The following is a 21955-nucleotide window of genomic DNA, read 5'->3' as shown; positions in this document are numbered from 1 at the left end:
CGTGACGTCACAAGTTCGCCGACGCCTCGTCGAGGTGGGTGGCCCAGTGGGAGGGGACTCATGACCGACCCGTACAACCCGAATCCGTCCCAACCCCAGCAGGGTCAGCCCGATGCCGGTGACAAGACCGAGATCGTGAACACGGGCGGTTCCCCGCAGGGTGGTTCGCAGGCCGACCCCACGACGATGGCGCCCAACCCCGGCTACGGTCAGCCCGCGGATCCATACCAGCCTGATCCCTACCAGGCGAATCCCTACCAGCAGAACCCTTACCAGCAGACGCCGGGCTACGGCGCCGGAGGTCAGGCACCCGGCCAGCCGCCTCAGAACCAGCCGACGCAGGTCGGGTACCCGGGGGCACAGCCCGGCCAGTACGGCCAACCGGGCGGTCAGCCCGGATACGGCGGCCCGTGGCAGTACGGACAGCAGCCCTACGGCCAGCCCGACGCCGGTCAGTACGGCGCCGGTCAATACGGCGCGCCGGGCCAGTACGGTCAGCAACCGTACGGCCAGCCGCAGCAGGCCCCCGGCCTCTACGGCCAGAACCAGGTCGGCGGACCCGACCAGTTCAGCGGGATGGCGACGCCCAAGTCGAACAAGACGCTCCGGACGCTGCTGTTCGCCGGTGGCGGTGCGTTGATCGTGATCGCCGCGATCGTCCTGATCACCGCATTCGTCGCGCCCGGATGGGCGCCGAAGAATCTCGACCAGCAGGCGGCCCAGGACGGCGTGCAGAAGATCCTGACAGAGGACTACCAGGCCAGCGATGTCAGCAACGTGAAGTGCCCGTCCGGCCAGCGCGTCAAGGAGGGCTCGTCGTTCACCTGCTCGGTGACCGTCGGCGGACAGGACCAGCAGGTGACCGTCACCTTCATCGACGACGAAGGTCGTTACGAGGTCTCGCGCCCCAGCTGAGTTTCTGCTGGTCGAGTAGGTCCGAGGCGCTGGCCGAGGACCATATCGACGCCATCGTCGGTGCAACTCACCAGCCGAGGGCCTTCGCCAGCCGGCCCACCGACGCGCCGATGCCCAGCTCGTCGACGAGCGCGGCGAGTGCCTCGGGGTCGGCGGGCTCCGACGGCAGCAGGTCAGGTCCGCTGTCGATGGTCTCGGCGTCCGTGCGCACGAACACCACCGTGCGTGCCGCGTCGAGATAATCGGTGGCCGCGAGCAGCGCCTTGCGTGCCCGCGTCGGAACCGTCGACGACGAATCCCGCGCGGCCGCCTCGAGCGCGTCCAGGCTGCCGAACTCGCTGATCAGTTTCGCCGCGGTCTTCTCACCGATGCCCGGCACACCGGGCAGGCCGTCCGACGCGTCGCCGCGCAGCATCGACATCTCCGCGTAGCCGATCCCGGCGCGATCGGCGGGCACGCCGTACTTCTCGCCGACCTCCGCCGGCCCCATCATCTCGGCCTTCGCCAGCCCGCGCCCCACGTAGAGCACCCGCACCGGCACCGGGTCGTCGGAGACCACCTGCAACAGGTCGCGATCACCGCTGACGACGATCACCGGATCCTGTGCCTCCTCCCAGGCCAGCGTCCCGATGACATCGTCGGCCTCGCAGCCGACCGCGCCGGAGGTCGCGATCCCGGCGGCGGCGAGGACGTCCATGATCATGTCGACCTGCGGTGTCAGGGTGTCTGGGACTTCTTCGACGTCGATGGTCAGTGTTCCGGTGGCATCAGTGGCGCCGTCTTCGACCGCGACCCGATGTGCCTTGTAGGTCGGGATGAGGGCGGTGCGGAACTCGGGACGCCAGTCGAGGTCGAGGCAGACGACGAGGCGCGTCGGGTGTTCGCGCGTCACAAGATACGCGATCGTGTCGATGAATCCCCGTACCGCGTTGACCGGTCGCCCGTCGGGACTGGTCATCTTCTCGGGTAGGGCGTAGAACGACCGGAACCACAGGCTCGCACCGTCGAGCAGCATCAACGAATCCGTCACCTCCACACTTTCGCATTGACGGTGTCGCCGCGTCACCACGACCCGCGCTACCGGCGGTAGTCTTCGACCATGGCAGCCACTTCGACCACCGCCGGCTCGGCGGCCCCGCTGTTCGGTGCCCCGCTGTTCGGTTCCGACGTGTACCGCGAACGCATGCGGCGTGCCGCGGAACTCACTCGCGAAGCGGGCCTCGACGCACTGGTGGTGGCCCCCGGTCCCGACCTCCGTTACCTGGTGGGCTCGCGCGCCGAGACCTTCGAACGCCTCACCGCGCTCGTCATCCCCGCGGCAGGTGACCCCAAGCTGGTCATCGCGCGACTCGAGGTGCCGTCGCTGTCTGCTTCGGCTGTAGGGGATCTCGGCATCGAGGTCGCCGACTGGGTCGACGGCGACGACGCGCACGGCCTCGCACTCGCCGGTCTGTCGCCGAATCCGGCCATCGCGGTGTCGGATTCGATGCCCGCTCTACACGTGATCCCGCTCGCCCGACACACCGGCGCCACACCGCAACTCGCGACGGCCGTGCTGCGCGAGCTCCGGATGATCAAGGACGACGCGGAGATCGAGGCCCTGCGTCGTGCCGGCGCGGCCATCGACCGCGTCCACGCCCGAATGGGCGAGTGGCTGCAGCCCGGACGCACCGAGCGTGAGGTCTCCGACGACATCGCGGCCGCGATCCTCGAGGAGGGACACACCGAGGCGGCGTTCATCATCGTCGGCTCCGGCCCCAACGGAGCCGATCCCCATCACGAGTTCTCCGACCGTGTCATCGCACGTTCCGACATCGTCGTCATCGACATCGGCGGGCCGGTGGAACCCGGCTACAACTCCGACTCCACCCGAACCTATTGCTTCGAGACGCCGGCCGCCGACATCGCCGACGCCTACGCGGCGCTCCACGAGGCACAGCGGGCCGCGGTCGCTGCCGTCCGACCCGGGGTCACCGCGGCCTCGATCGACGCGGCCGCCCGCGACCTGCTTCGCGAACGCGGTCTCGCCGACCAGTTCATCCACCGCACCGGACACGGCATCGGCCTCTCGGTTCACGAAGAGCCCTACATCGTGAACGGCAACGACATCGTGCTGCGCCGCGGCATGGCGTTCAGCGTGGAACCCGGGGTGTACTTCTCCGGCCACTGGGGTGCCCGCATCGAGGACATCGTCGTGGTCACCGAGGACGGCTGCGAATCCGTCAACAATCGCCCGCACGAGCTGGTGCAGCTGTAGGCGACCCGCTCCCGCCGCCAATCGGCCGGCTCAGAGACCAGGCAACCCCATGCGGGTTGAGCCGACACCGAGCGTAGCGAGGCGTCGCGTCGAAATCCGTCTGCGAGCAGGCCTTGGCGGCTGGTTTGATCAGGATGGATGCGAGGTTTCGACGCGGTGGCTCGCTTCGCACGCTACCGGCTCAACCAGCAATGCCCGGTGCGCGCCCTCTTCTGCCGGCTCGGTGTCGGGGTTGATGAGCCCGGGCACGAGATTTTCCGACCAGCAACCCCATGCGGGTTGAGCCGACACCGTGCGCAGCGAGGACGCCGACTTGCTCTGCTGGCCGAGTAGCGACGACCGAGCGCAGCGAGGACGCCGCGTATCGAGGTCACCCGAACAGCGAGGCCGGCCCGAGCACCTTCGCCACGCTGATCTCGATGACGACCCGTCGCGGGTTCGGCTTGGGCTGCCGGTACCGCTGCGCGTAGCGCTGTTCCGCCTCGCGGACGCGTTCGGGTTCGCGGCTGACCCGCGCCGGACCCTCCAGGGTCAGCCAGCGCGGGCCGTCGACATTCGTCACCGCCGCATAGCCACCGCGTTCGACGTTGCGTACCTTCTGACTGCCGTCGAAGGTGATGACCCGCGCCAGTCGGGCTTCGGGATCCCAGGTGAAGCCCACCGCGACCGAATGCGGTGTCCCGTCGGTGCGCACCGTCGTGAGGGTGCCGAGATGGCGTTCGGTCAGGAACTCGACAGCGGCAGGGCCGACGTCGGCAGCGGTACGTGACATGGCTGCCACGCTAGCGCCGGTGGGGTGGCCGGGGCGGGCCGGGGCTGGTGCGATACTGCTGTGCATGGCGTCTGACACATCTCCGGGTTCGCTCGTCCTGTTCGGCGGACGGAGTGAGATCGGTGTGGCCACGGCGCAACGCCTGGCCGAAGGCAGGACGGTCGTGCTCGCCGCGCGCCGGCCCGACGACCTCGCCCGACAGACCGCGCTGCTGCTCGACGCGGGCGCGACGGCCGTCCACACCGTGGCCTTCGACGCCGACGACACCGACAGTCATCCCGGCCTCATCGCCTCCCTGGTCGAGGAGTTCGGACCGATCGGGATCGCGATCATCGCGTTCGGGATTCTCGGCGATCAGGCACGCGCGGAAGCCGATGTCGCGCATGCCCTGCAGATCGCGCACACGGATTACTACGCACACGTCAGTGTGCTGATCCCGCTCGCCGCCGCGCTGCGCGAACAGGGCTCGGGCACGATCATCGTCTTCTCCTCGGTCGCCGGAATCCGGGTGCGCCGAGCCAATTATGTGTACGGCTCCACCAAGGCCGGGCTCGACGGTTTCGCCAGTGGCATGGCGGATTCGTTGCACGGCACCGGCGTCCGAATGCTGATCGCCCGGCCCGGCTTCGTGATCGGCGCGATGACGAAGGAGCTGATGGAGTCCGGGGTGAAACCCGCACCCATGTCGAAGACCCCCGACCAGGTCGCCGACGCGGTCGCCCGCGCGTATCGCCGGGGCCGCGGTGAGGTCTGGATCCCGGCGGCGTTGCGGCCGATCTTCTTCGGCATGCGTCTGCTGCCACGCGCGGTCTGGCGGAGACTCCCGCGATGAGATCCATACCGGCCGACTCGGCCGCCGCAGCGCGGTTCGTCATCGTCGGCATCGGTGCCGACGGGTGGCGCGGACTGCCCGACATCGCACGCGACGAACTCCGCGGCGCCGAGGTGATCTACGGTGCGCCAAGGCAACTCGCACTTCTCGACGACGGGGCGAACGAGCTCACCGGCGCGCGGGAGCCGTGGCGGTCGCCGATGTCGGAACACCTCACCGAAGTGCTCGCGAACAGCACGGGACGCACCCACATCCTGGCCAGCGGCGATCCGATGTTCCATGGAGTCGGTGCGAGCGTCGTCGCCCGTGTGGGGGCCGATCGAGTGCAGGTGTTCCCGGCGGTGTCGAGCGCGAGTCTGGCGTGCGCGCGTCTCGGGTGGGACCTTGCCACGACGCGGATCGTCAGTGCCGTGACCGCCGATCCCGAGGTGGTTCTCACCGAGGCCACCGGCGGAGGGCGTCTCCTCGTCCTCAGCCGGGACGCCACGACCCCGGCGGCCGTGGCGGACCTCCTCGTGCACAACGGATTCGGCGCCTCGACGCTGACCGTGCTCGAACAACTCGGCGGACCGGACGAGCGTATCCATTCCTCGTCCGCCGAATCCTGGGGGCGTCCCGCTGTGGACCCGCTCAACATCGTGGCGGTCGAGTGCGTCGGACCGCGTCGCAGCCGGATGCCCGGTCGCGAGGACGACACCTACGCCCACGACGGTCAGATCACCAAGTCCACCATCCGGGCGGTCACCGTGGCGGCGCTCGAACCCGCAGGGCCGCAACTCCTCTGGGACATCGGCTCTGGGTCCGGAAGCGTGGCCATCGAATGGTTGCTCGCCGACGAACGAGGTCGGGCGATCTCCTTCGAACAGAACGCGGACCGCGCCGAACGGCTGACCGGCAACGCGCGCCGGCACGGCGTCGGTCATCGCCTGTCGCTTCGAGGCGCCGCGCCCCACGCGCTCGCCGACGCGTCGTCTCCCGATGCGGTGTTCATCGGCGGTGGCCTCGACGACGAGGTCCTGACCGCCGCCTGGAACGCACTGCGACCGTCGGGACGGATCGTGGTGAACGCCGTCACCGTGGAGAACCAGGAGATCCTGGTCCGGTGGCACGCCGAACGCGGCGGCACCTTGCGGCGTCTGTCCGTGGAGACCGTCGCACCCCTCGGGACCATGACCACCTGGCGGCCGGCACTGCCGATCATCCAGTGGGCCGCAACCAAAGACGGCCCAGCGCAAGAAACGGGGCTCACGTCGTGACCGTCTTCTTCATCGGCGCCGGACCCGGTGCGCCCGACCTCATCACGCTGCGCGGCGCGCGGTTGCTGGGGGAGTGCCGCACCTGTCTGTACGCGGGGTCGCTGGTACCCGACGAGTTGCTGGAATTGTGTCCCGGCGATGCCGTCCTCGTCGACACCGCGCGGATGCCGCTGTCCGACATCGTCGATCACATCGTCGCCGCCCACGAGCGCGGGCACGACGTCGCCCGCCTGCATTCCGGCGACCTGTCGATCTATTCGGCGCTGGCCGAACAGCAACGAGAACTCCGCGCCCGGGGTATTCCGTACGAGATCGTGCCAGGGGTTCCTGCCTTCGCCGCGGCCGCCGCTGCGCTCGACATCGAACTCACCGTCCCGGGAGTGGGACAGAGTCTGCTCATCACCCGGGTGTCGACGCTGTCGACCGACATGCCCGCCGGCGAGGACCTCGCGAGTCTCGCCGCCACCGGCGTGACGCTCGCCCTGCATCTCGCCGCGCACCGGGCCGAACAGATCGTCGATGCGCTGACACCGCACTACGGGGCGGAATGTCCCACGGCGACCGTCGCCTTCGCGAGCCGCCCGAACCAGCAGGTGGTGCGTTGCCCGCTGAATCGACTGCCGGAGACCCTCCAGGCCGCCGACATCCGCAAGACCGCGGTCATCTTCGTCGGCCGGGTCCTGGACGCGGCGGCACATCCCGAGGTCACCGACAGCTACCTGTACTCCCACGCCCGGATGGCCAAACTCCGCGAGACGCCGCACCGATGACCGACGAACAGATCCTCATCCTCGGCGGCACCGGCGAGGCCCGGGCGCTGGCGGCGTCCCTGACCGAGGCGGGGTGGTCCGTCATCAGCTCACTCGCCGGGCGCGTCGCCCATCCGCGACTGCCGGTCGGTCCGGTCCGGATCGGCGGGTTCGGCGGTGTCGAAGGATTGCGAGAATGGCTGCGCAGCAATGGTATTCATGCTGTCGTCGACGCCACCCACCCCTTCGCGGCCACCATCACCCGCAACGCTGCGCAGGCCGCGTCCGACCTCGGCGTGCCGCTGCTCCGCCTGCGTCGTGAACCCTGGGTCCCGGCCGAATCCGACCACTGGGTACAGGTACCGGATCTCGCCGCCGCCGCCGACGAGGTACGACGCCGCGGCACGCGGGTTCTTCTGACCACGGGACGCCAGGACGTCGGCGTGTTCGCCGATGTCGACGATGTGTGGTTCCTGATCCGGGTGGTCGATCCGCCGACCGCGGAACTCCCTGCGCGCAACGAGATCCTGTGTTCGCGCGGGCCCTACGACTACGACTCCGAACTGGCCCTGCTCCGGGAGCACCGGATCGACCTGCTCGTCACCAAGAACAGCGGCGGATCACTCACGAAGGCGAAACTCGATGCCGCCGCAACCCTGGGCATCGAGGTCATCGTCGTCGACCGGCCGACCGAACCCGACGTCCCGGCGGTCTCAGACGTCGCTGCCGCCCAGGCTTGGCTCGAGCGGCTGCTCGCCTGAAACCTGTTCCGGCTCATCGGCCGGAGTGTGCCGTCGGGGCGTGAACACCAGGGGACCCGCGGCCCGGGACACCACCCGGGTCGCCGAGGAGCCGATGAGGAGCAGTGTCCGCATGTCGACGACGTCCGGGTCGAGGTCGGCGACCGTGGTCGTAACCAGCGTCTGCTCGGGACCGCCCACGTCGCGACCGAGGACGACGACGCGGTCGGGCGAAACCGTCTGCAACAGGGTGTGTTTGAGGGCGCCGACCTGCCATGCCCGGCTCGCCGATCCGGGGTTGTAGATGGCGATGACCAGGTCGGCGGCCAGGGCGGCACGGATGCGACGGTCGATCACCGACCACGGCTTGAGCCGGTCGGACAGCGAGATCACCGCGAAGTCGTGGCCCAGGGGTGCCCCGACGGCAGCGGCCACCGCGGTGGCGGCTGTGACACCGGGAACCACCCGCACCGGGACGTCGTGCCACTGCGGTTCGGCGGCCACCTCGGCCACCGCGGCCGCCATCGCGAACACGCCGGGATCACCCGACGACACGACCGCCACGCGCGCACCCCGTCGGGCGAGATCGAGTGCGAACTCGGCACGTTCGGACTCGACCCGGTTGTCACTCGCGTGGACGCGCTGACCGGGCCGTGGCGTCACCCGCTTGAGATAGGTCGTATAGCCGACGAGGTCGGTGGCCGTGGCCAGTTCGGTGCGCACCTCCGGCGTGGTCCAACTGTCGTGACCGGGCCCGAGGCCGACGACCACGAGTTCACCCGGTACCGGTTCCGCCTCGAAGCGTGGATTGTTCCGTCGCCCGGGAATCACGAGGATCGAGAAGTACGGCACCTCAGCCGGATTCACCTCCGATGCGGGAAGCACTCGCTCGACGGTGGTCGAGGCCCGTTCGACATAGAACGCCTCGTCGAGCCGTCCCGCCTCCCGCAATGCCTCTCGCACCCGTTCGAAGGTGCGGCCCAGTTTCATCACCACGACGGCATCGGCCGACCGGAAACGGAAGAGCAGCTCCTCGGTCGACGCCGTGCCCGGCACCACCGTGAGTGTCTCGTCGCCCTCGACGAGCGGCACGCCGGTGGCCGCCGACGCCGCGCTGACCGAGGTCACCCCGGGCACGATCTCCGCATCGAAGTGCGGCGAGAGTCGTTTGTGCATGTGCATGTAGGAGCTGTAGAAGAGCGGATCACCCTCGGCGAGCAGGACCACGTCCCGACCGGCGCGCAGATGGACGGCCAGCCGTTCCGCGCTGTCGGCGTAGAAGTCGTCGAGCGCTCCCTGATAGCCACCGGGATGGTCGGTGGTCTCGGTGGTGACCGGGTACATGAGCCGCTCTTCGGTCTGCCCGTCGCGCAGGTACGGTTCGGCGACCGAGCGCGCGATGCTGTTGCCGTGGCGCGCACAGTGATACGCGACCACGTCGGCCGTGCTGATCACTCGCGCGGCCTTGACGGTCATCAGCTCGCTGTCGCCGGGGCCCAGACCGATTCCCCAGAGCTTGCCCGGAGTTGTTTCGTTCACGACTGCAGGCACATTCACTCCTGGGGGGTGGCGAGCGCGTTGACGGCGGCGGCGGTGATCGCCGACCCGCCCCGGCGGCCGGTGACCGTGATGAACTCGAGGTCGGTGCGGGCGGCGAGGGCTTCGCAGGACTCCGCGGCACCGACGAAGCCGACGGGTGCGCCGACGATCGCCGCCGGGCGGGGTGCGCCCTCGTCGATCATGTCGAGCAGCGCGAACAGTGCCGTCGGGGCATTGCCGATCGCGACGACCGCGCCGTCGAGGCGAGGCAACCAGAACTGCAGGGCGGCAGCGGTTCTCGTCGTCCCCATTCTCTCGGCCAGAGCGGGGAGGGTGGGTTCGGAGAGGTGGCAGAGCACCTCGTTGTCGGCGGGCAGCCGCTTGCGGGTGATCCCGGAGGCCACCATCGACGCGTCGCAGAGGATCGGCGCCCCGGCTTCGAGCGCCCCGCGGGCCGCCCGGACGATCCCGGGGGTCGCGACGACGTCGCGCGTGAGGTCGGTCTGTCCGCAGGCGTGGATCATCCGTACGACCACGGTCGCCACGTCAGGGGCGAAGGCGGACAGATCCGACTCCTCCCGGATCGTCGCAAAGGACTGGCGATAGATCGCGGCGCCGTCGCGCAAGTACTCGGTCATGGTGCGCACGAGCCTAGCGGCGATGTCGGTCGTAACCGCCGTCGGGCGTGGCCTGCACCGACAGGTGCGGGCCGGCGGGGGAGCCACAGCGCCGCTCACAACCGACCCAGTGCTCGCGATCGCCCACCGGAAGTCCTGCCTCGACATGCACGAGCAGGTCCTCGCGCACCGGGGCCTGGGCCGATGCACAGCCGGGGGCGCCGACGCAGCAGCTGACCCTCGCCCACGGCGAGTTCGCGTCGAAGATCAGTCCTATCGGCGCGAGAACCCGCACCACGGTCTCGGCGACACCCTCGCCCAGGTCGCAGATGAGGATCTCCCGGTCCGGGGTGAACACGACCGGCGACTCGACCGCGGCGATGAACTCGGCCAGGCGTGCGGGCAGGCGTCCGAGTTCCACGACCGATCCGAGCAACACCGACCCGTCGTCCTGGTCGAACCAGCCGACGATCGGCTCGGTCGGATTCGGTACGGCGTCGTCGTCGGACCCGACAAGCGGTGCCAGGTTCGCCGCGACGAGCCGCTCCAGCCGACCCCGGTCCTCGGCGCCCAGGTCACCGATGCGCCACGCGCCCGGAGCCACCTCGTTCAGGCCCGCCGCCACCCCGATCATCGCGTCGACGATCCTGTCGACGCCGTCGACGGATCCGACCGCGACCCCGCCGACGAGGATGTCGGCGACCACGGGCTCCGCCGCGCGCACCACCGCACACGCGTCGGCGCCGCGGTGCCGGATGTCACCTCGGCCGTCGTCGAACCCGAACAGAAAGCGTCCCGAGAGCGAGGTCGCCGCGGGATCGGCACGCAGGGCATCGTCGAGAGCGGCCGCCAGCGGACCGGCGTCGGCGAGGCCGCCGATGCGCCCGGTCAGGGGGCTCACCTCGATGTTCCGCACCTTGTCGTGTGACGAGCTCGGTGCGAGTCCGGCGGTCACCACGGCGTCGGCCACGGCGCCGACGTCGGTGATTCCGCGCAACTGGAGATTCCCGCGGGCGGTCAGCTCCAGGAACCCGTCGGCGTGGGCGGCCGACGCCTGGGCCAGGGTGGCGAGCTGATCGGACCGGATCCGGCCTCCGGGAAGCCGGATCCGGGCCAGCGCACCGTCCTGCGCCGCGTGGGTGCTGAACACGCCGGGACAGCGGTCCGTGGACTCTCGGATCGCTGTCTCGGGGGCGGGGTCCGGCGCCTCGGTCATCTCACAAGCCTACGACCGGCCCAGGTGAGGGGTTCCCCGACGGGCCGCCGTAGGCTGAGACCCAACCGCGAGCGGGCTGAAGCCGGTGAGAATCCGGCGCGGTCGCGCCACTGTGATGGGTTCCGGTGCTGCCGGGTGCCCCAGCCAGACCAGTCCCTCGCCCACACCTGACACTCCGGGCGCGACAACCCGGCGAGGAGAAACGATGATCCTGCTGCTCTCGACCTCGGACACCGATCTGCTGACCGCGGCGGCCGCGAGCGATGCGAACTCCGAGGTGAGCGTCCGCGGCGCCAATCCTTCGAGGATCCTCGTCGAGGAGATCCCGGCGCTCGCCGCAGATGCGGACCTGATCGTGGTCCGCATCCTGGGCGGTACCCGCGCCTGGGAGGAGGGACTCGCGTCGGTCGAGGCGACCGGTAAGCCGGTCGTGGTCTGTTCGGGCGAACAGCAGCCGGACCCGGACCTGATGGCGCATTCGACGGTGCCGGCCGGTGTCGTCGCCCAGGCCCACGACTATCTCGCCGCCGGCGGCGTCGCGAACATGGTCAACCTGCACCACTTCCTCTCCGACACCGTGCTCTTCACCGGTCACGGGTTCGAACCACCGCAACAGACGCCCGCCTGGGGAATCCTGGAGCGTGGCGCGATCGAAGAGGTGGCCCCCGCGCTCCCTGAGGTGCGAGGAGCGCAAGCGACGAGCCTCGAAGGGCCGACCATCGCGGTGCTCTACTACCGGGCCCAGCACCTGGCCGGCAATACCCGCTACATCGACGCCCTCTGTCGCGCCATCGAGGACCGCGGCGCCCGGCCGTTGCCGGTGTTCTGTGCGTCGTTGCGGACGGCACCCGACGACCTCATCGAGTTGCTCGGCACGGCCGACGCCCTCGTGGTCACCGTCCTGGCCGCCGGGGGAGCGACCCCGGCGACCGCGTCGGCCGGCGGCGACGACGAGGCGTGGAACATCGAACGGCTCGGGGCCCTCGACATCCCGATCCTGCAGGGCCTCTGCCTCACCGGTTCGCGCGCGGACTGGGAGGCGAGCGACGACGGTCTCTCACCGCTCGATGTCGCGACGCAGGTCGCGGTGCCGGAGTTCGACGGCCGGATCATCACGGTCCCGTTCTCCTTCAAGGAGTTCGACGACGACGGCCTGCCGTGGTACCAGCCGGATCCCGAACGCTGTGCCCGGGTGGCGGGTATCGCGGTGTCGCACGCACGGCTGCGCCGGATTCCCGTCGCGGACAAGCGTATCGCCATCATGCTGTCGGCGTACCCGACGAAGCACGCCCGCATCGGCAACGCCGTCGGCCTCGACACCCCGCGCAGCCTGCTCCGGCTTCTCGCCGCGCTGCGTGCGGCCGGCTACGACCTCGGACCGGAATCGGGTCCGGATGCGATACCCGGCCTGGCCGAAGACGATTCGGATGCGCTGATCCACGAGATCATCGCCACCGGCGGACAGGACCCGGACTGGCTGACCGAGGAGACCCTCGCCGCCAATCCGATCCGGCTGCCCGCCGCGGAGTACCGCGCGTGGTTCGACACGCTGCCGGAGGACCTGCGCGGCGCGGTCGTCGAACACTGGGGTGCGGCGCCGGGCGAGCTGTTCGTCGACCGGTCGGCCAACCCTGACGGCGACATCGTCGTCGCCGCACTGACTTTCGGCAACATCGCCATCATGGTGCAGCCGCCGCGCGGTTTCGGAGAGAATCCGGTCGCGATCTACCACGATCCGGATCTGCCCCCGTCGCATCACTATCTGGCGTCGTATCGGTGGATCGCCGCCCAGCAGTCCGACGGACACCTGGCCGGTTTCGGAGCCGACGCGATCGTGCACGTCGGCAAACACGGCAACCTCGAATGGTTGCCGGGCAAGAACCTCGGCATGTCGGCCAACTGCGGAACCGACGCCGCGCTCGGCGACCTCCCGCTCATCTACCCGTTCCTCGTCAACGACCCGGGGGAGGGGACTCAGGCCAAGCGTCGAGCCCACGCGGTGCTCGTCGACCATCTGATCCCGCCGATGGCGCGTGCCGAGTCCTACGGCGACATCGCCCGGCTCGAACAGCTGCTCGACGAACACGCGAACATCTCCGCCCTCGACCCGGCGAAGCTGCCCGCGATCCGCCAGCAGATCTGGACGCTGCTCACCGCCGCGAAGATGGACCACGACCTCGGGCTCACCGAACGTCCCGACGAAGAGGTCTTCGACGACATGCTGCTGCATGTCGACGGCTGGCTGTGCGAGATCAAGGACGTCCAGATCCGCGACGGTCTGCACGTTCTCGGCGAGGCGCCGCGCGACGACGCCGAGGTCGACCTCGTCCTGGCGATGCTGCGCGCCCGGCAGCTGTGGGGCGGCACGTCCGCGCTCCCCGGACTCCGTGAGGCGCTCGGCCTGGTCGAGGACGGGACCGCCGAACGCGGGACCGTGGATGCCGTCGAGGCGCAGGCCCGCGATCTCGTCGCCGCGTGCGCGAAGGACGACTGGTCGCCGGCCGCCGTCGCCGAGGCCACCGCCGGACTGCCCGACGCGGTCGGTGACGTCCTGCGATTCGCGGCCACCGAGGTGGTTCCTCGCCTGCGGCAGACCACCGGCGAGGTGCCTCGCGTACTGCACGCCCTCGACGGCGGCTTCATCCCCGCCGGCCCCAGCGGATCCCCGCTGCGCGGACTGATCAACGTCCTGCCGACCGGCCGCAACTTCTACTCGGTCGACCCGAAGGCCGTGCCCTCGCGGCTGGCGTGGGAGACCGGCCGCGCGATGGCCGACTCGCTGCTGGAGCGCTACGTCGCCGACCACGGTCATCACCCGGCGTCGGTCGGGCTGTCGGTGTGGGGGACGAGTGCGATGCGTACGTCCGGCGACGACGTCGCCGAGGTCCTCGCCCTGCTCGGCGTGATGCCGGTTTGGGATGAGATGTCGCGCCGCGTCGTCGATCTCGAACTGATCGACCTCGCCGAACTCGGGCGCCCGCGCATCGATGTCACGGTCCGCATCTCCGGGTTCTTCCGGGACGCCTTCCCTCATGTGGTGGCGATGCTCGACGACGCGGTCGCGCTTGCCGCCGCGGCCGACGAACCCGACGAGCAGAACTTCGTCGCCGCCCACGTCCGTGCGTCGATGGCCGAACACGGCGACCGCCGACGCGCCGTCACCCGGGTCTTCGGTTCCAAGCCCGGAACGTACGGTGCCGGGATTCTGCAGCTCATCGATTCCCGCGACTGGCGCAGCGACGAGGACCTGGCGCGTGTCTACACGGAGTGGGGCGGCTATGCCTACGGGCGCGGTCTCGACGGTGTGCCCGCGGTCGACGACATGCGCGCCGCGTACAGACGGATCGCGGTGGCCGCCAAGAACACCGACACCCGGGAACACGACATCGCCGACTCCGACGACTACTTCCAGTATCACGGCGGCATGGTCGCGACCGTGCGCGCGCTGACCGGTACCTCGCCGGAGGCCTACATCGGGGACAGCACCCGGCCCGATTCCGTGCGTACCCGCACGCTGTCCGAGGAGACCGCCCGCGTCTTCCGGGCCCGCGTCGTCAATCCGCGCTGGATCTCGGCGATGCAGCGCCACGGGTACAAGGGCGCCTTCGAGATGGCCGCGACCGTCGACTATCTCTTCGGCTACGACGCCACCACCGACGTCGTCGCCGACTGGATGTACGAGAAACTCACCGAGTCCTACGTCCTGGACGAGACCAACCAGGAATTCATGCAGCAGTCGAACCCGTGGGCGCTGCACGGGATCGCCGAACGGCTGCTCGAGGCCGTCGAACGCGACATGTGGCGCGAACCACCCGCGGAACTCCTCGACGCGCTGCGCAACGTCTACCTGCAGACCGAGGGCGACATCGAGGCCCGGGGCGAGACCCCTGCCGGTTGACCCCCTCTGCTGGTTGAGCGCCCCTCTGCTGGTTGAGCGCCCCCCTCTGCTGGTTTCAGTGTCAGGGTTGTCTAGCCCCGCCCGCCGAGTAGCGGCACGCCTCTCGCTGCGGGGTGCCGTTTTGTTCCGCCCGCCGAGTAGCGACGACCGAGCGGAGCGAGGACGCCGCGTATCGAGGTGCCCGGGAGAAAAATCGCCGCCTCGTTCGTTACACCGCCAGACCCTGACACCGAGGGTGCCCACAAGGCACCGAAAGACAGGTGAGACGACCATGGCACTCCGCTACTTCGCCGTGTATGCGCTGCTGGAGATCGCCGCCTTCGTGGCGATGGCGGTGACACTCGGGTTCGGCTGCGCCGTGCTGATCAGCATCGCGGCCGGCGTCCTCGGGTTCCTGACGCTGCGCTGGCAGGGCCGCAAGGTCTTCGGTGAGCTCCGGCGGGCGGCCAACAACGAGGTCGACGCCCGTGCTCCGCTGGCCGACACCGCACTCGTCGCCACGTCGACGATCCTGCTCGTCATCCCCGGGGTCGTGTCGACCGTCGCAGGCATCCTGCTGCTGTTCCCGCCGACCCGCAAAGTGTTGCGTCCGGTCGTCGTGGCCGTGGGAGCGCGGCGGATGGCAACGGCGATGGACCGCGCAGGCCTGTACGCCACCGGCATCTACGGCGGTGGAATCCGCGGGGGCCGCGTCCCCGGTGGCGGAACTGTCGTCGATGGCACGGTTGTGGAGTCGGACACGCCCGGATCGGGCTTCGGCCCGGCTTCGCCACCGATGACCACCACCCCGCAGCTCCCACCCACTCGTTGACCTGGGACCGTCCGCCCTACCCCTCTCGGCCACATTCACTCACGGCAAGGCAGACTGAACGATCGTGGCAACCCAACTGCTTCTCGGCGGTGCCGTGTACTCGGCGGCCGCCCCCGACGCGACCGCGATGGCCATCACCGATGGGGTGGTGGTGTGGGTCGGGACCGATGACGTCGGCCGTGCTCTCCATCCGGATGCGGAGATCGTCGACCTGAACGGGCTGTTCGTCAGCCCGGGTTTTGTCGACTCACACGTGCATCTCACCTCGACGGGGCTCTCGCTGGACGGTCTCACCCTGAACGAGGCGACCAGCCGGACGCATTGCCTGCGGCTCGTCGAGAAGACCGTCGCCGACGATGCGGCAGCCGGCCACGACGAGGGTGACCTCCTCTGGGGTCTCGGTTGGGACGACTCGACCTGGGCGGGTCCCGAACCCGAGGACGGCCGGTTCCCGACGACCAGCGAACTCGACGTCGTGGTCGGTGGACGCCCGGTGTACCTGGCTCGCGTCGACGAACACTCTGCCGTTGCGTCGACAGCCTTGCGTCGTCTCGTTCCGGAACTCGCGGAGGCCGTCGGCTATCACCCGGAGGAGCCGCTCGTCGCCGAGGCGCATCATCTCGTCCGGGGTGCGGCTCGCCTCCTGGTGACGGCCGCCCATCGGGAGCGTGCGCAGCGTCGGGCGCTCGACGTCGCCGCGGCTCACGGCGTCGTCGCCGTCCACGAGAACGGCGGACCCGACATCAGCGGCCTGGACGACTTCCTCGCCCTCGCCGACCTCGACCATCCCGTCGAGATCCGCCGTTACTGGGGACAGACCGTCACCGACGCCGACCACGCGGCCGAGTTGCTGGCCATCACCCGCGCCGACGCACTCGGTGGTGACCTCTTCATCGACGGCGCGATCGGCTCGCACACCGCCTGGCTCAACGAGCCCTACACCGACGACCCGAGCACCAGCGGCATCAGCTACCTCGACGCCGACACGATTCGCGATCACCTCCGGGGTTGCACGCTCGCCGGTATCCAGTCCGGCCTCCACGTCATCGGCGACGCCGCCACCGGTGCCGTCGTCGCCGCGCTCACCGAACTCGCCGACGAGCTGGGCACCCCGGCGCTCGCTCGCTGCGCCCATCGGCTCGAGCACGCGGAGATGGTCACCGCCCGCGACGCGGAGGTCCTCGCGCGCTGCGGCGTCATCGCCAGCATGCAGCCGCATTTCGACGCCGAATGGGGCGGCGAGGGCGACCTCTACGACGCCCGACTCGGCAAGACCCGCGCCGCCACCCTCAACGACTTCGCCATGCTTGCGAAAACCGGTGTGGCGCTGTCGTTCTCCTCGGACGCGCCGGTGACGCCCATCGACCCCTGGTCGACGATCCGGGCCGCTGTCCACCATCACCAGCCGACCAATGCCATCTCGGCGCGCGGCGCCTTCGCGGCGGCGACCCGCGGTGGGTGGCGTGCCGGCGGCATCAACGACGGTCTCACCGGCACCCTGACCCCTGGCGCACCGGCGAGCTATGCGGTGTGGGAGGTCGACGACCTCGTCGTCGCGGGCTCCCACGAGAAGGTGCAGCGCTGGTCCACCGACCCGCGGTCCCGCGTACCCGCGCTACCGGACGTGTCGCCCGGCGCCGAGCTGCCGCGGTGCGTGCGGACCGTGCATCGCGGACAGGTTCTCTACGACCGGGACGCCGGGTGAACGCCGCAGACACGGCAACGCTTCGCGAGGAGAAACCGGCACGGGGCCGCCGCTTCACCCTGACCTGGGATTGGGGTCTTCGGACAGTGGCCGCGATCGTCGCCGGCGTGGCGATGTGGGCGGCCTTCCCGCCCCGTAACTGGTGGTTCCTCGCGGTCATCGGACTCGGCGTGCTCTTCACCGCGCTGTACGTGCGCCGCCCCCGGGTACGTACCGGGGCGTGGATCGGCTTCGTCTTCGGACTCGCCTTCTTCATCCCGCTGCTGCCGTGGATCGGGGTCTACGTCGGTCCCTTGCCGTGGATCGCGTTGTCGGTGGTGCTGTCCGGATACCTGGCCCTGTTCGGCGCGATCGCGACCCTGACCATGCGACTGCCGGTCCCACCGATCTGGTTCACGCTCTCCTGGGTGCTGATCGAGGCTCTGCGCTCGGCCTTTCCGTTCGGCGGGTTCCCGTGGGGGAGAGCCGCCTTCAGTCAGGTGGACGGGCCGCTGCTGCCGCTGGCCTCGGTACTCGGGGCACCAGGGCTCTCCGCCGGGGTCGCGCTGTTCGGTGCGGCGGTCGCCTGGCTGCTGACCATCCTCGCCTCCGCGTATCGCCGGTCCGCCCGATCGGCGACCGCACCGCTCGGCGGTGACCAGCCCTCGGGGATCGTGCGCGTCGCGACCCTCGCGGTCGCCATCGCGTTGCTCGCACCGGTCGCGGCGATCGCCCTGACACCGGCCACCATCGATCGCACCATCTCGCCGAAGTCCGTGCACATCGGGGCGGTCCAGGGCAACGTGCCGCGCCTCGGTCTGGACTTCAACGCGCAGCGCCGCGCCGTGCTCGACAACCACGTACGCACCACCATGGGCTACGCCCAGGCGATCGACGGCGGCCTCGCCGCCCATCCCGATTTCGTGCTGTGGCCGGAGAACGCATCGGACATCTCGCCGCTCGACAACGAGGACGCCGCCGCCGAGATCACCGCCGCCTCCGAGGCGGTCCGTGCGCCGATCCTCGTCGGCACGCTGCTGCGCAACTCCGACGGCCGTCCCACGAACTCGGTGCTCGTCTGGGACGAGGCGAGGGGGCCGGTCGACCGCTACGACAAGCACATCGTGCAGCCGTTCGGCGAATACCTGCCCTGGCGGCCGTTCTTCCGTCTCTTCTCGTCGTATGCGGACATGGCCGGCAACTTCAAGCCCGGCAGCGGCCCGACGGTGGTGGACGTGCCCGGTCGCTCGGGTGAGGTCACCGTGGGCGTGGCCACCTGCTGGGAGGTCGCCTTCGACCGCGCCGCCCGACAGTCGATCCGCGACGGCGCGCAGATGCTCTACGTCCCGACCAACAATGCGACGTTCGGCCGCACCGAGATGACCTATCAGCAGCTCGCCATGTCGCAGGTGCGTGCCGTCGAGCACGGACGTGCCGTGGTCGTCGCCGCGACCAGCGGTGTGAGCGCGATCATCGACGCCGACGGCTCGATCACCGAGCAGTCCGGCGTCTTCGCCTCGGACGTGCTGACCAGCACCCTGCCGCTGCACGACGACACCACTCTCGCGACCCGCCTCGGGGCGTGGCCGCAGGCACTCGCGATCGTCGTGGCCATGGGCGGCCTTTTGTTTGCACTGGCCTCGCGTACTAGGTTCACACTCAAGCCACGCAGGGACGCCGCACGGGTGTCCGGTGACATTTAAGGAGCTCGATGGCATCGGGGATTGACGCCTCGGCAGGACAACGGCAGTCAGGCGACGTGCCGCAGCCGGTGGTCGGCGCCGACGGAGCGGGCGCACTGGTCGTCGTGCCGACGTTCAACGAGCGCGACAACCTGCCGGTGATCGTCGAACGCCTCCAGGCCGCTCTGCCCGGCGTGCACCTGCTCGTGGTCGACGACTCGAGTCCGGACGGCACCGGCGACGTCGCCGACGAGCTGGCCCGCAAGGACGAGCCGGCCGGCCGCGTGCACGTGATGCATCGCCAGGAGAAGGACGGCCTCGGCAAGGCCTACCTTGCCGGCTTCGCCTGGGGCCTGGGTCGCGACTACCCGGTCATCGTCGAGATGGACGCGGACGGCAGCCACGCCCCCGAGCAGCTGCACCGGCTCTTCGATGCGATCAACGCAGGCGCCGACCTCGTGATCGGGTCCCGGTACGTCTCCGGTGGCAAACTCGTCAACTGGCCCAAGCACCGCGAGTTCCTCTCCCGCGGGGCCAACACCTACGCGCGACTCGCGCTCGGCGCGAAGGTCCATGACATCACTGCCGGGTTCCGCGCCTACCGACGCTCGGTGCTGGAGAAGATCCAGCTCGATACCGTGGAGTCCGCGGGTTACTGCTTCCAGATCGATCTGGCCTGGCGGACCGTCCAGGCAGGTTTCGACGTCCGCGAGGTGCCGATCACGTTCACCGAACGCGAGCTCGGGGTCTCCAAGATGAGTGGCGGTGTCATGTCGGAGGCCTTCACGATGGTGGCCCGATGGGGCATTCAGAGCCGTCTCGAGCGCCTGGGCATCCTGAAGAACTCCTAGGCCCAACCGGAATACAGCGGACACACAGATCGGCCCGGCAGGTTTTCCTGCCGGGCCGATCTGTGTGCGTCAGCTGTTCGGGATCAGTGCGAGATGCCCTTGCGGCGCTGCTTCAGCAGGTCGAGGCGCTCGTTGAGGAGCACCTCGAGCTCTTCCTCGCTACGACGTTCGAGCAGCATGTCCCAGTGGGTGCGCGGCGGCTTCGTCTTCTTCTCCTCGGGCTCGGCGCCCTCGAGGATCGTGCCTTCCATACCGTTCTTGCACGGCCACTTCGACGGCACCTCCGCGTCGTCGGCGAAGGGGACGTCGAAGATCTCACCGTTGTCGGTGCGGTACTGGACGATGCGACGCGGCGCGAGGTCGTGGTCGCGATCGGTCTCGTAGCTCACCGCGCCGAGGCGGCTACCCCGAAGTACTCGATCTGCCATGAAGGGTTCCTCTCAAAGCTTCGTCAGATTTCTCAGTTTTGCCGGATCTATCAGCTGTGTTCACGCGGCGTTCACCATCGAACGCAGCCAACTGAGTCGTCAACAGGAACATTCTACGCGCAATCTCGTCGGCGCCTTGCCACCGCCGACGACCCGTGTTGACCGGTGGCGGCCACCCGAGGTGCCGTGCCGGTTTCGGGCCGTCTCATCGGGGTACGGTCTCCGGTGTGGAACTGGCCTCCCATACCCGACGCCGCCCGTACAACTGTGCGTGGTGCGGGTCGATGATGGTGGACTCCGAACTCGGGCGGCGTCGCAAGTACTGCAAGCGCTCCTGCAGGCAGCGCGCCTATGAGCAGAGAACGCTTCTCGAGGGCACGTCCATTCCCGCCGACGCCGTGATCCTGTCGGCCGCCGAGGCCGCCGACTTCGGTGACCGGATGTTCGCCCTGCGATGCGCCGCCGAGGATCTGGGCACCGCCGTCGCCGAACGCGCGGACCACGTGGTCCTCGCCGAGCTGACCGACACCCTGCTCGAGCTGGCGAGGGAAGCCGAGAAGCTGCGGTGACCGTCCGCATCTTCGGCCTCTCGGCCGGCGTGTCCATGGTGGCGCTGGCCGTCGCCTACTTCTACATGGGGTGGACCGGGCTGGCTTTGTGCGCAATCCTCGGTGTGCTCGAGGTGTCGCTGTCCTTCGACAACGCCGTCATCAACGCGACGATCCTGGAGCGGATGTCGGAATTCTGGCAGCGGATGTTCCTCACCGTGGGTGTGCTCATCGCGGTCTTCGGGATGCGGCTGCTCTTCCCGTTGCTGATCGTCTGGATCACCGGTGGTCTGAACCCGGCAGAGGCTCTACGGCTGGCCACCAATCCGCCGCCGGAGGGACAGACCCACTTCGCCGACGGACACCCGAGCTACGAGACCATCCTGACCGAGGCCCATCCGCAGATCGCGGCGTTCGGTGGGATGTTCCTGTTGCTGCTGTTCCTCAACTTCGTGCTGACCGACCGTGAGCGCACGTGGCTCACCTGGCTCGAGCGCCCACTGGCCAAGATCGGCAAGCTCGACCAGCTGCCGGTGGTGCTGGCGGCCATCGGCCTCGTCCTGACCGCCGAGTTCCTCGCCGACGACGAGATCCGGGCGACCGTGCTGATCGCCGGCATCCTCGGCTTGGTCACCTACATCACCGTCGACGGACTCAGCTCACTGTTCATGTCCGACGGTCCCGAACAGAACGAGCCGGGTCCGACCCCGGCGACCAAGGCGACCGGTAAGGCCGCGTTCTTCCTGTTCCTCTACCTCGAGGTGCTCGACGCATCCTTCTCGTTCGACGGCGTGATCGGTGCGTTCGCGATCACCTCGGACCCGATCATCATCGCGCTCGGACTCGGCTTCATCGGTGCGATGTTCGTCCGTTCGATCACGATCTACCTGGTGCGACAGGGCACGCTGGGGGAGTACCGCTACCTCGAACACGGGGCACACTGGGCGATCGGTGCGCTCGCCGTCATCCTCCTGTTGGGGGTCGAATACCATATCGACGAGCTCGTCACGGGACTCGTCGGCGTGGCGTTCATCGGTGCCTCGCTCGCCAGCAGTATCCGCGCCAACCGTCGTGAGTCGCGACGCGGCGCCGCGCCCTCCTCGGTGAACGCCTGACCCCGCCGCGGCATCGGTTGGCGGGGTCTTCATGACCATCCGATG

19 protein-coding genes are annotated in these 21955 nt (G+C 69.3%); 13 read left to right on the top strand and 6 right to left on the bottom strand.

Annotated elements, in window-relative coordinates:
• Positions 1-60 precede the first annotated feature (60 nt).
• Entirely contained in the window at positions 61-915 is an 855-nt protein-coding gene (locus tag BPODLACK_RS08070) for a DUF4333 domain-containing protein (RefSeq protein ID WP_159405061.1), read from the top strand.
• Positions 916-982: 67 nt separating this feature from the next.
• Here BPODLACK_RS08070 and BPODLACK_RS08065 read toward each other — a convergent pair whose 3' ends face one another.
• Complete coding sequence (locus tag BPODLACK_RS08065; protein WP_006437939.1) at positions 983-1930, bottom strand: 5'-3' exonuclease; 948 nt, start codon at positions 1928-1930, stop codon at positions 983-985.
• Positions 1931-2014: 84 nt separating this feature from the next.
• Between BPODLACK_RS08065 and BPODLACK_RS08060 the strand changes: the two genes are divergently transcribed.
• Positions 2015-3172 carry a M24 family metallopeptidase gene (locus BPODLACK_RS08060; RefSeq protein WP_006437938.1) on the top strand — a complete coding sequence of 386 codons (1158 nt, stop codon included), beginning with the start codon at positions 2015-2017 and terminating at the stop codon, positions 3170-3172.
• A gap of 370 nt (positions 3173-3542) precedes the next feature.
• Here BPODLACK_RS08060 and BPODLACK_RS08055 read toward each other — a convergent pair whose 3' ends face one another.
• Positions 3543-3944: a PPOX class F420-dependent oxidoreductase gene (locus tag BPODLACK_RS08055; protein WP_006437937.1), complete on the bottom strand. Its 402-nt coding sequence runs from the start codon at positions 3942-3944 to the stop codon at positions 3543-3545.
• A 64-nt stretch (positions 3945-4008) separates the two neighbouring features.
• Between BPODLACK_RS08055 and BPODLACK_RS08050 the strand changes: the two genes are divergently transcribed.
• Genes BPODLACK_RS08050 through BPODLACK_RS08035 form a run of 4 tightly spaced genes read left to right on the top strand, consistent with a single transcriptional unit; the run spans position 4009 to position 7542 of the window.
• The gene (locus BPODLACK_RS08050) at positions 4009-4776 is read left to right on the top strand and encodes an SDR family NAD(P)-dependent oxidoreductase (protein ID WP_159405060.1); all 768 of its coding nucleotides are present in this window, start codon (positions 4009-4011) and stop codon (positions 4774-4776) included.
• Positions 4773-6032 carry a bifunctional cobalt-precorrin-7 (C(5))-methyltransferase/cobalt-precorrin-6B (C(15))-methyltransferase gene (locus tag BPODLACK_RS08045; RefSeq protein WP_006437934.1) on the top strand — a complete coding sequence of 420 codons (1260 nt, stop codon included), beginning with the start codon at positions 4773-4775 and terminating at the stop codon, positions 6030-6032. Before BPODLACK_RS08050 ends, BPODLACK_RS08045 begins: the two co-directional genes overlap by 4 nt.
• Positions 6029-6802, top strand: a complete 774-nt coding sequence (gene cobM / locus BPODLACK_RS08040) for a precorrin-4 C(11)-methyltransferase (RefSeq protein WP_006437932.1) — start codon at positions 6029-6031, stop codon at positions 6800-6802. Before BPODLACK_RS08045 ends, cobM begins: the two co-directional genes overlap by 4 nt.
• Positions 6799-7542 carry a cobalt-precorrin-6A reductase gene (locus BPODLACK_RS08035; protein WP_006437931.1) on the top strand — a complete coding sequence of 248 codons (744 nt, stop codon included), beginning with the start codon at positions 6799-6801 and terminating at the stop codon, positions 7540-7542. The genes cobM and BPODLACK_RS08035 overlap by 4 nt, the downstream gene beginning before the upstream one ends.
• On the opposite strand, the gene BPODLACK_RS08030 is transcribed toward BPODLACK_RS08035, so the two are convergent.
• Genes BPODLACK_RS08030 through BPODLACK_RS08020 form a run of 3 tightly spaced genes read right to left on the bottom strand, consistent with a single transcriptional unit; the run spans position 7495 to position 10893 of the window.
• Positions 7495-9072, bottom strand: a complete 1578-nt coding sequence (locus tag BPODLACK_RS08030) for a precorrin-2 C(20)-methyltransferase (RefSeq protein ID WP_159405059.1) — start codon at positions 9070-9072, stop codon at positions 7495-7497. The genes BPODLACK_RS08035 and BPODLACK_RS08030 overlap by 48 nt on opposite strands.
• A 2-nt stretch (positions 9073-9074) precedes the next feature.
• Positions 9075-9698, bottom strand: a complete 624-nt coding sequence (locus BPODLACK_RS08025) for a precorrin-8X methylmutase (RefSeq protein ID WP_006437929.1) — start codon at positions 9696-9698, stop codon at positions 9075-9077.
• A 13-nt stretch (positions 9699-9711) separates the two neighbouring features.
• Positions 9712-10893: a nitrite/sulfite reductase gene (locus BPODLACK_RS08020; RefSeq protein WP_159405058.1), complete on the bottom strand. Its 1182-nt coding sequence runs from the start codon at positions 10891-10893 to the stop codon at positions 9712-9714.
• Between the two features lie 205 nt (positions 10894-11098).
• Between BPODLACK_RS08020 and cobN the strand changes: the two genes are divergently transcribed.
• The 5 genes from cobN to BPODLACK_RS07995 all read left to right on the top strand — a co-directional run bounded on the left by cobN (position 11099) and on the right by BPODLACK_RS07995 (position 19819).
• Positions 11099-14791 carry a cobaltochelatase subunit CobN gene (gene cobN / locus BPODLACK_RS08015; protein ID WP_159405057.1) on the top strand — a complete coding sequence of 1231 codons (3693 nt, stop codon included), beginning with the start codon at positions 11099-11101 and terminating at the stop codon, positions 14789-14791.
• Positions 14792-15062: 271 nt separating this feature from the next.
• Positions 15063-15602, top strand: coding sequence for an FxsA family protein (locus BPODLACK_RS08010; protein ID WP_159405056.1), 540 nt, complete (start codon positions 15063-15065; stop codon positions 15600-15602).
• 64 nt (positions 15603-15666) lie between these two features.
• Positions 15667-17307 (top strand): amidohydrolase, encoded by a 1641-nt coding sequence (locus BPODLACK_RS08005; protein ID WP_159405055.1) that lies wholly within the window; start codon positions 15667-15669, stop codon positions 17305-17307.
• On the top strand, positions 17304-18989 hold the full coding sequence (lnt, locus tag BPODLACK_RS08000; RefSeq protein ID WP_159405054.1) for an apolipoprotein N-acyltransferase: 1686 nt from the start codon (positions 17304-17306) through the stop codon (positions 18987-18989). Before BPODLACK_RS08005 ends, lnt begins: the two co-directional genes overlap by 4 nt.
• Positions 18990-18997: 8 nt before the next feature.
• Positions 18998-19819, top strand: coding sequence for a polyprenol monophosphomannose synthase (locus BPODLACK_RS07995; RefSeq protein WP_006438401.1), 822 nt, complete (start codon positions 18998-19000; stop codon positions 19817-19819).
• An 83-nt stretch (positions 19820-19902) separates the two neighbouring features.
• Here BPODLACK_RS07995 and BPODLACK_RS07990 read toward each other — a convergent pair whose 3' ends face one another.
• On the bottom strand, positions 19903-20247 hold the full coding sequence (locus BPODLACK_RS07990; RefSeq protein ID WP_006360373.1) for an RNA polymerase-binding protein RbpA: 345 nt from the start codon (positions 20245-20247) through the stop codon (positions 19903-19905).
• Between the two features lie 284 nt (positions 20248-20531).
• On the opposite strand from BPODLACK_RS07990, the gene BPODLACK_RS07985 reads away from it, so the two are divergent.
• Complete coding sequence (locus BPODLACK_RS07985) at positions 20532-20816, top strand: hypothetical protein (protein ID WP_006438402.1); 285 nt, start codon at positions 20532-20534, stop codon at positions 20814-20816.
• Positions 20813-21910 (top strand): DUF475 domain-containing protein, encoded by a 1098-nt coding sequence (locus BPODLACK_RS07980; protein ID WP_159405053.1) that lies wholly within the window; start codon positions 20813-20815, stop codon positions 21908-21910. The genes BPODLACK_RS07985 and BPODLACK_RS07980 overlap by 4 nt, the downstream gene beginning before the upstream one ends.
• Positions 21911-21955: the final 45 nt, after the last annotated feature.

Origin of the sequence: Gordonia sp. YY1, assembly GCF_009872315.1 — a bacterium.
Taxonomy (GTDB): domain Bacteria; phylum Actinomycetota; class Actinomycetes; order Mycobacteriales; family Mycobacteriaceae; genus Gordonia; species Gordonia amicalis.
This window is presented reverse-complemented; position numbering and strand designations above follow the sequence as displayed.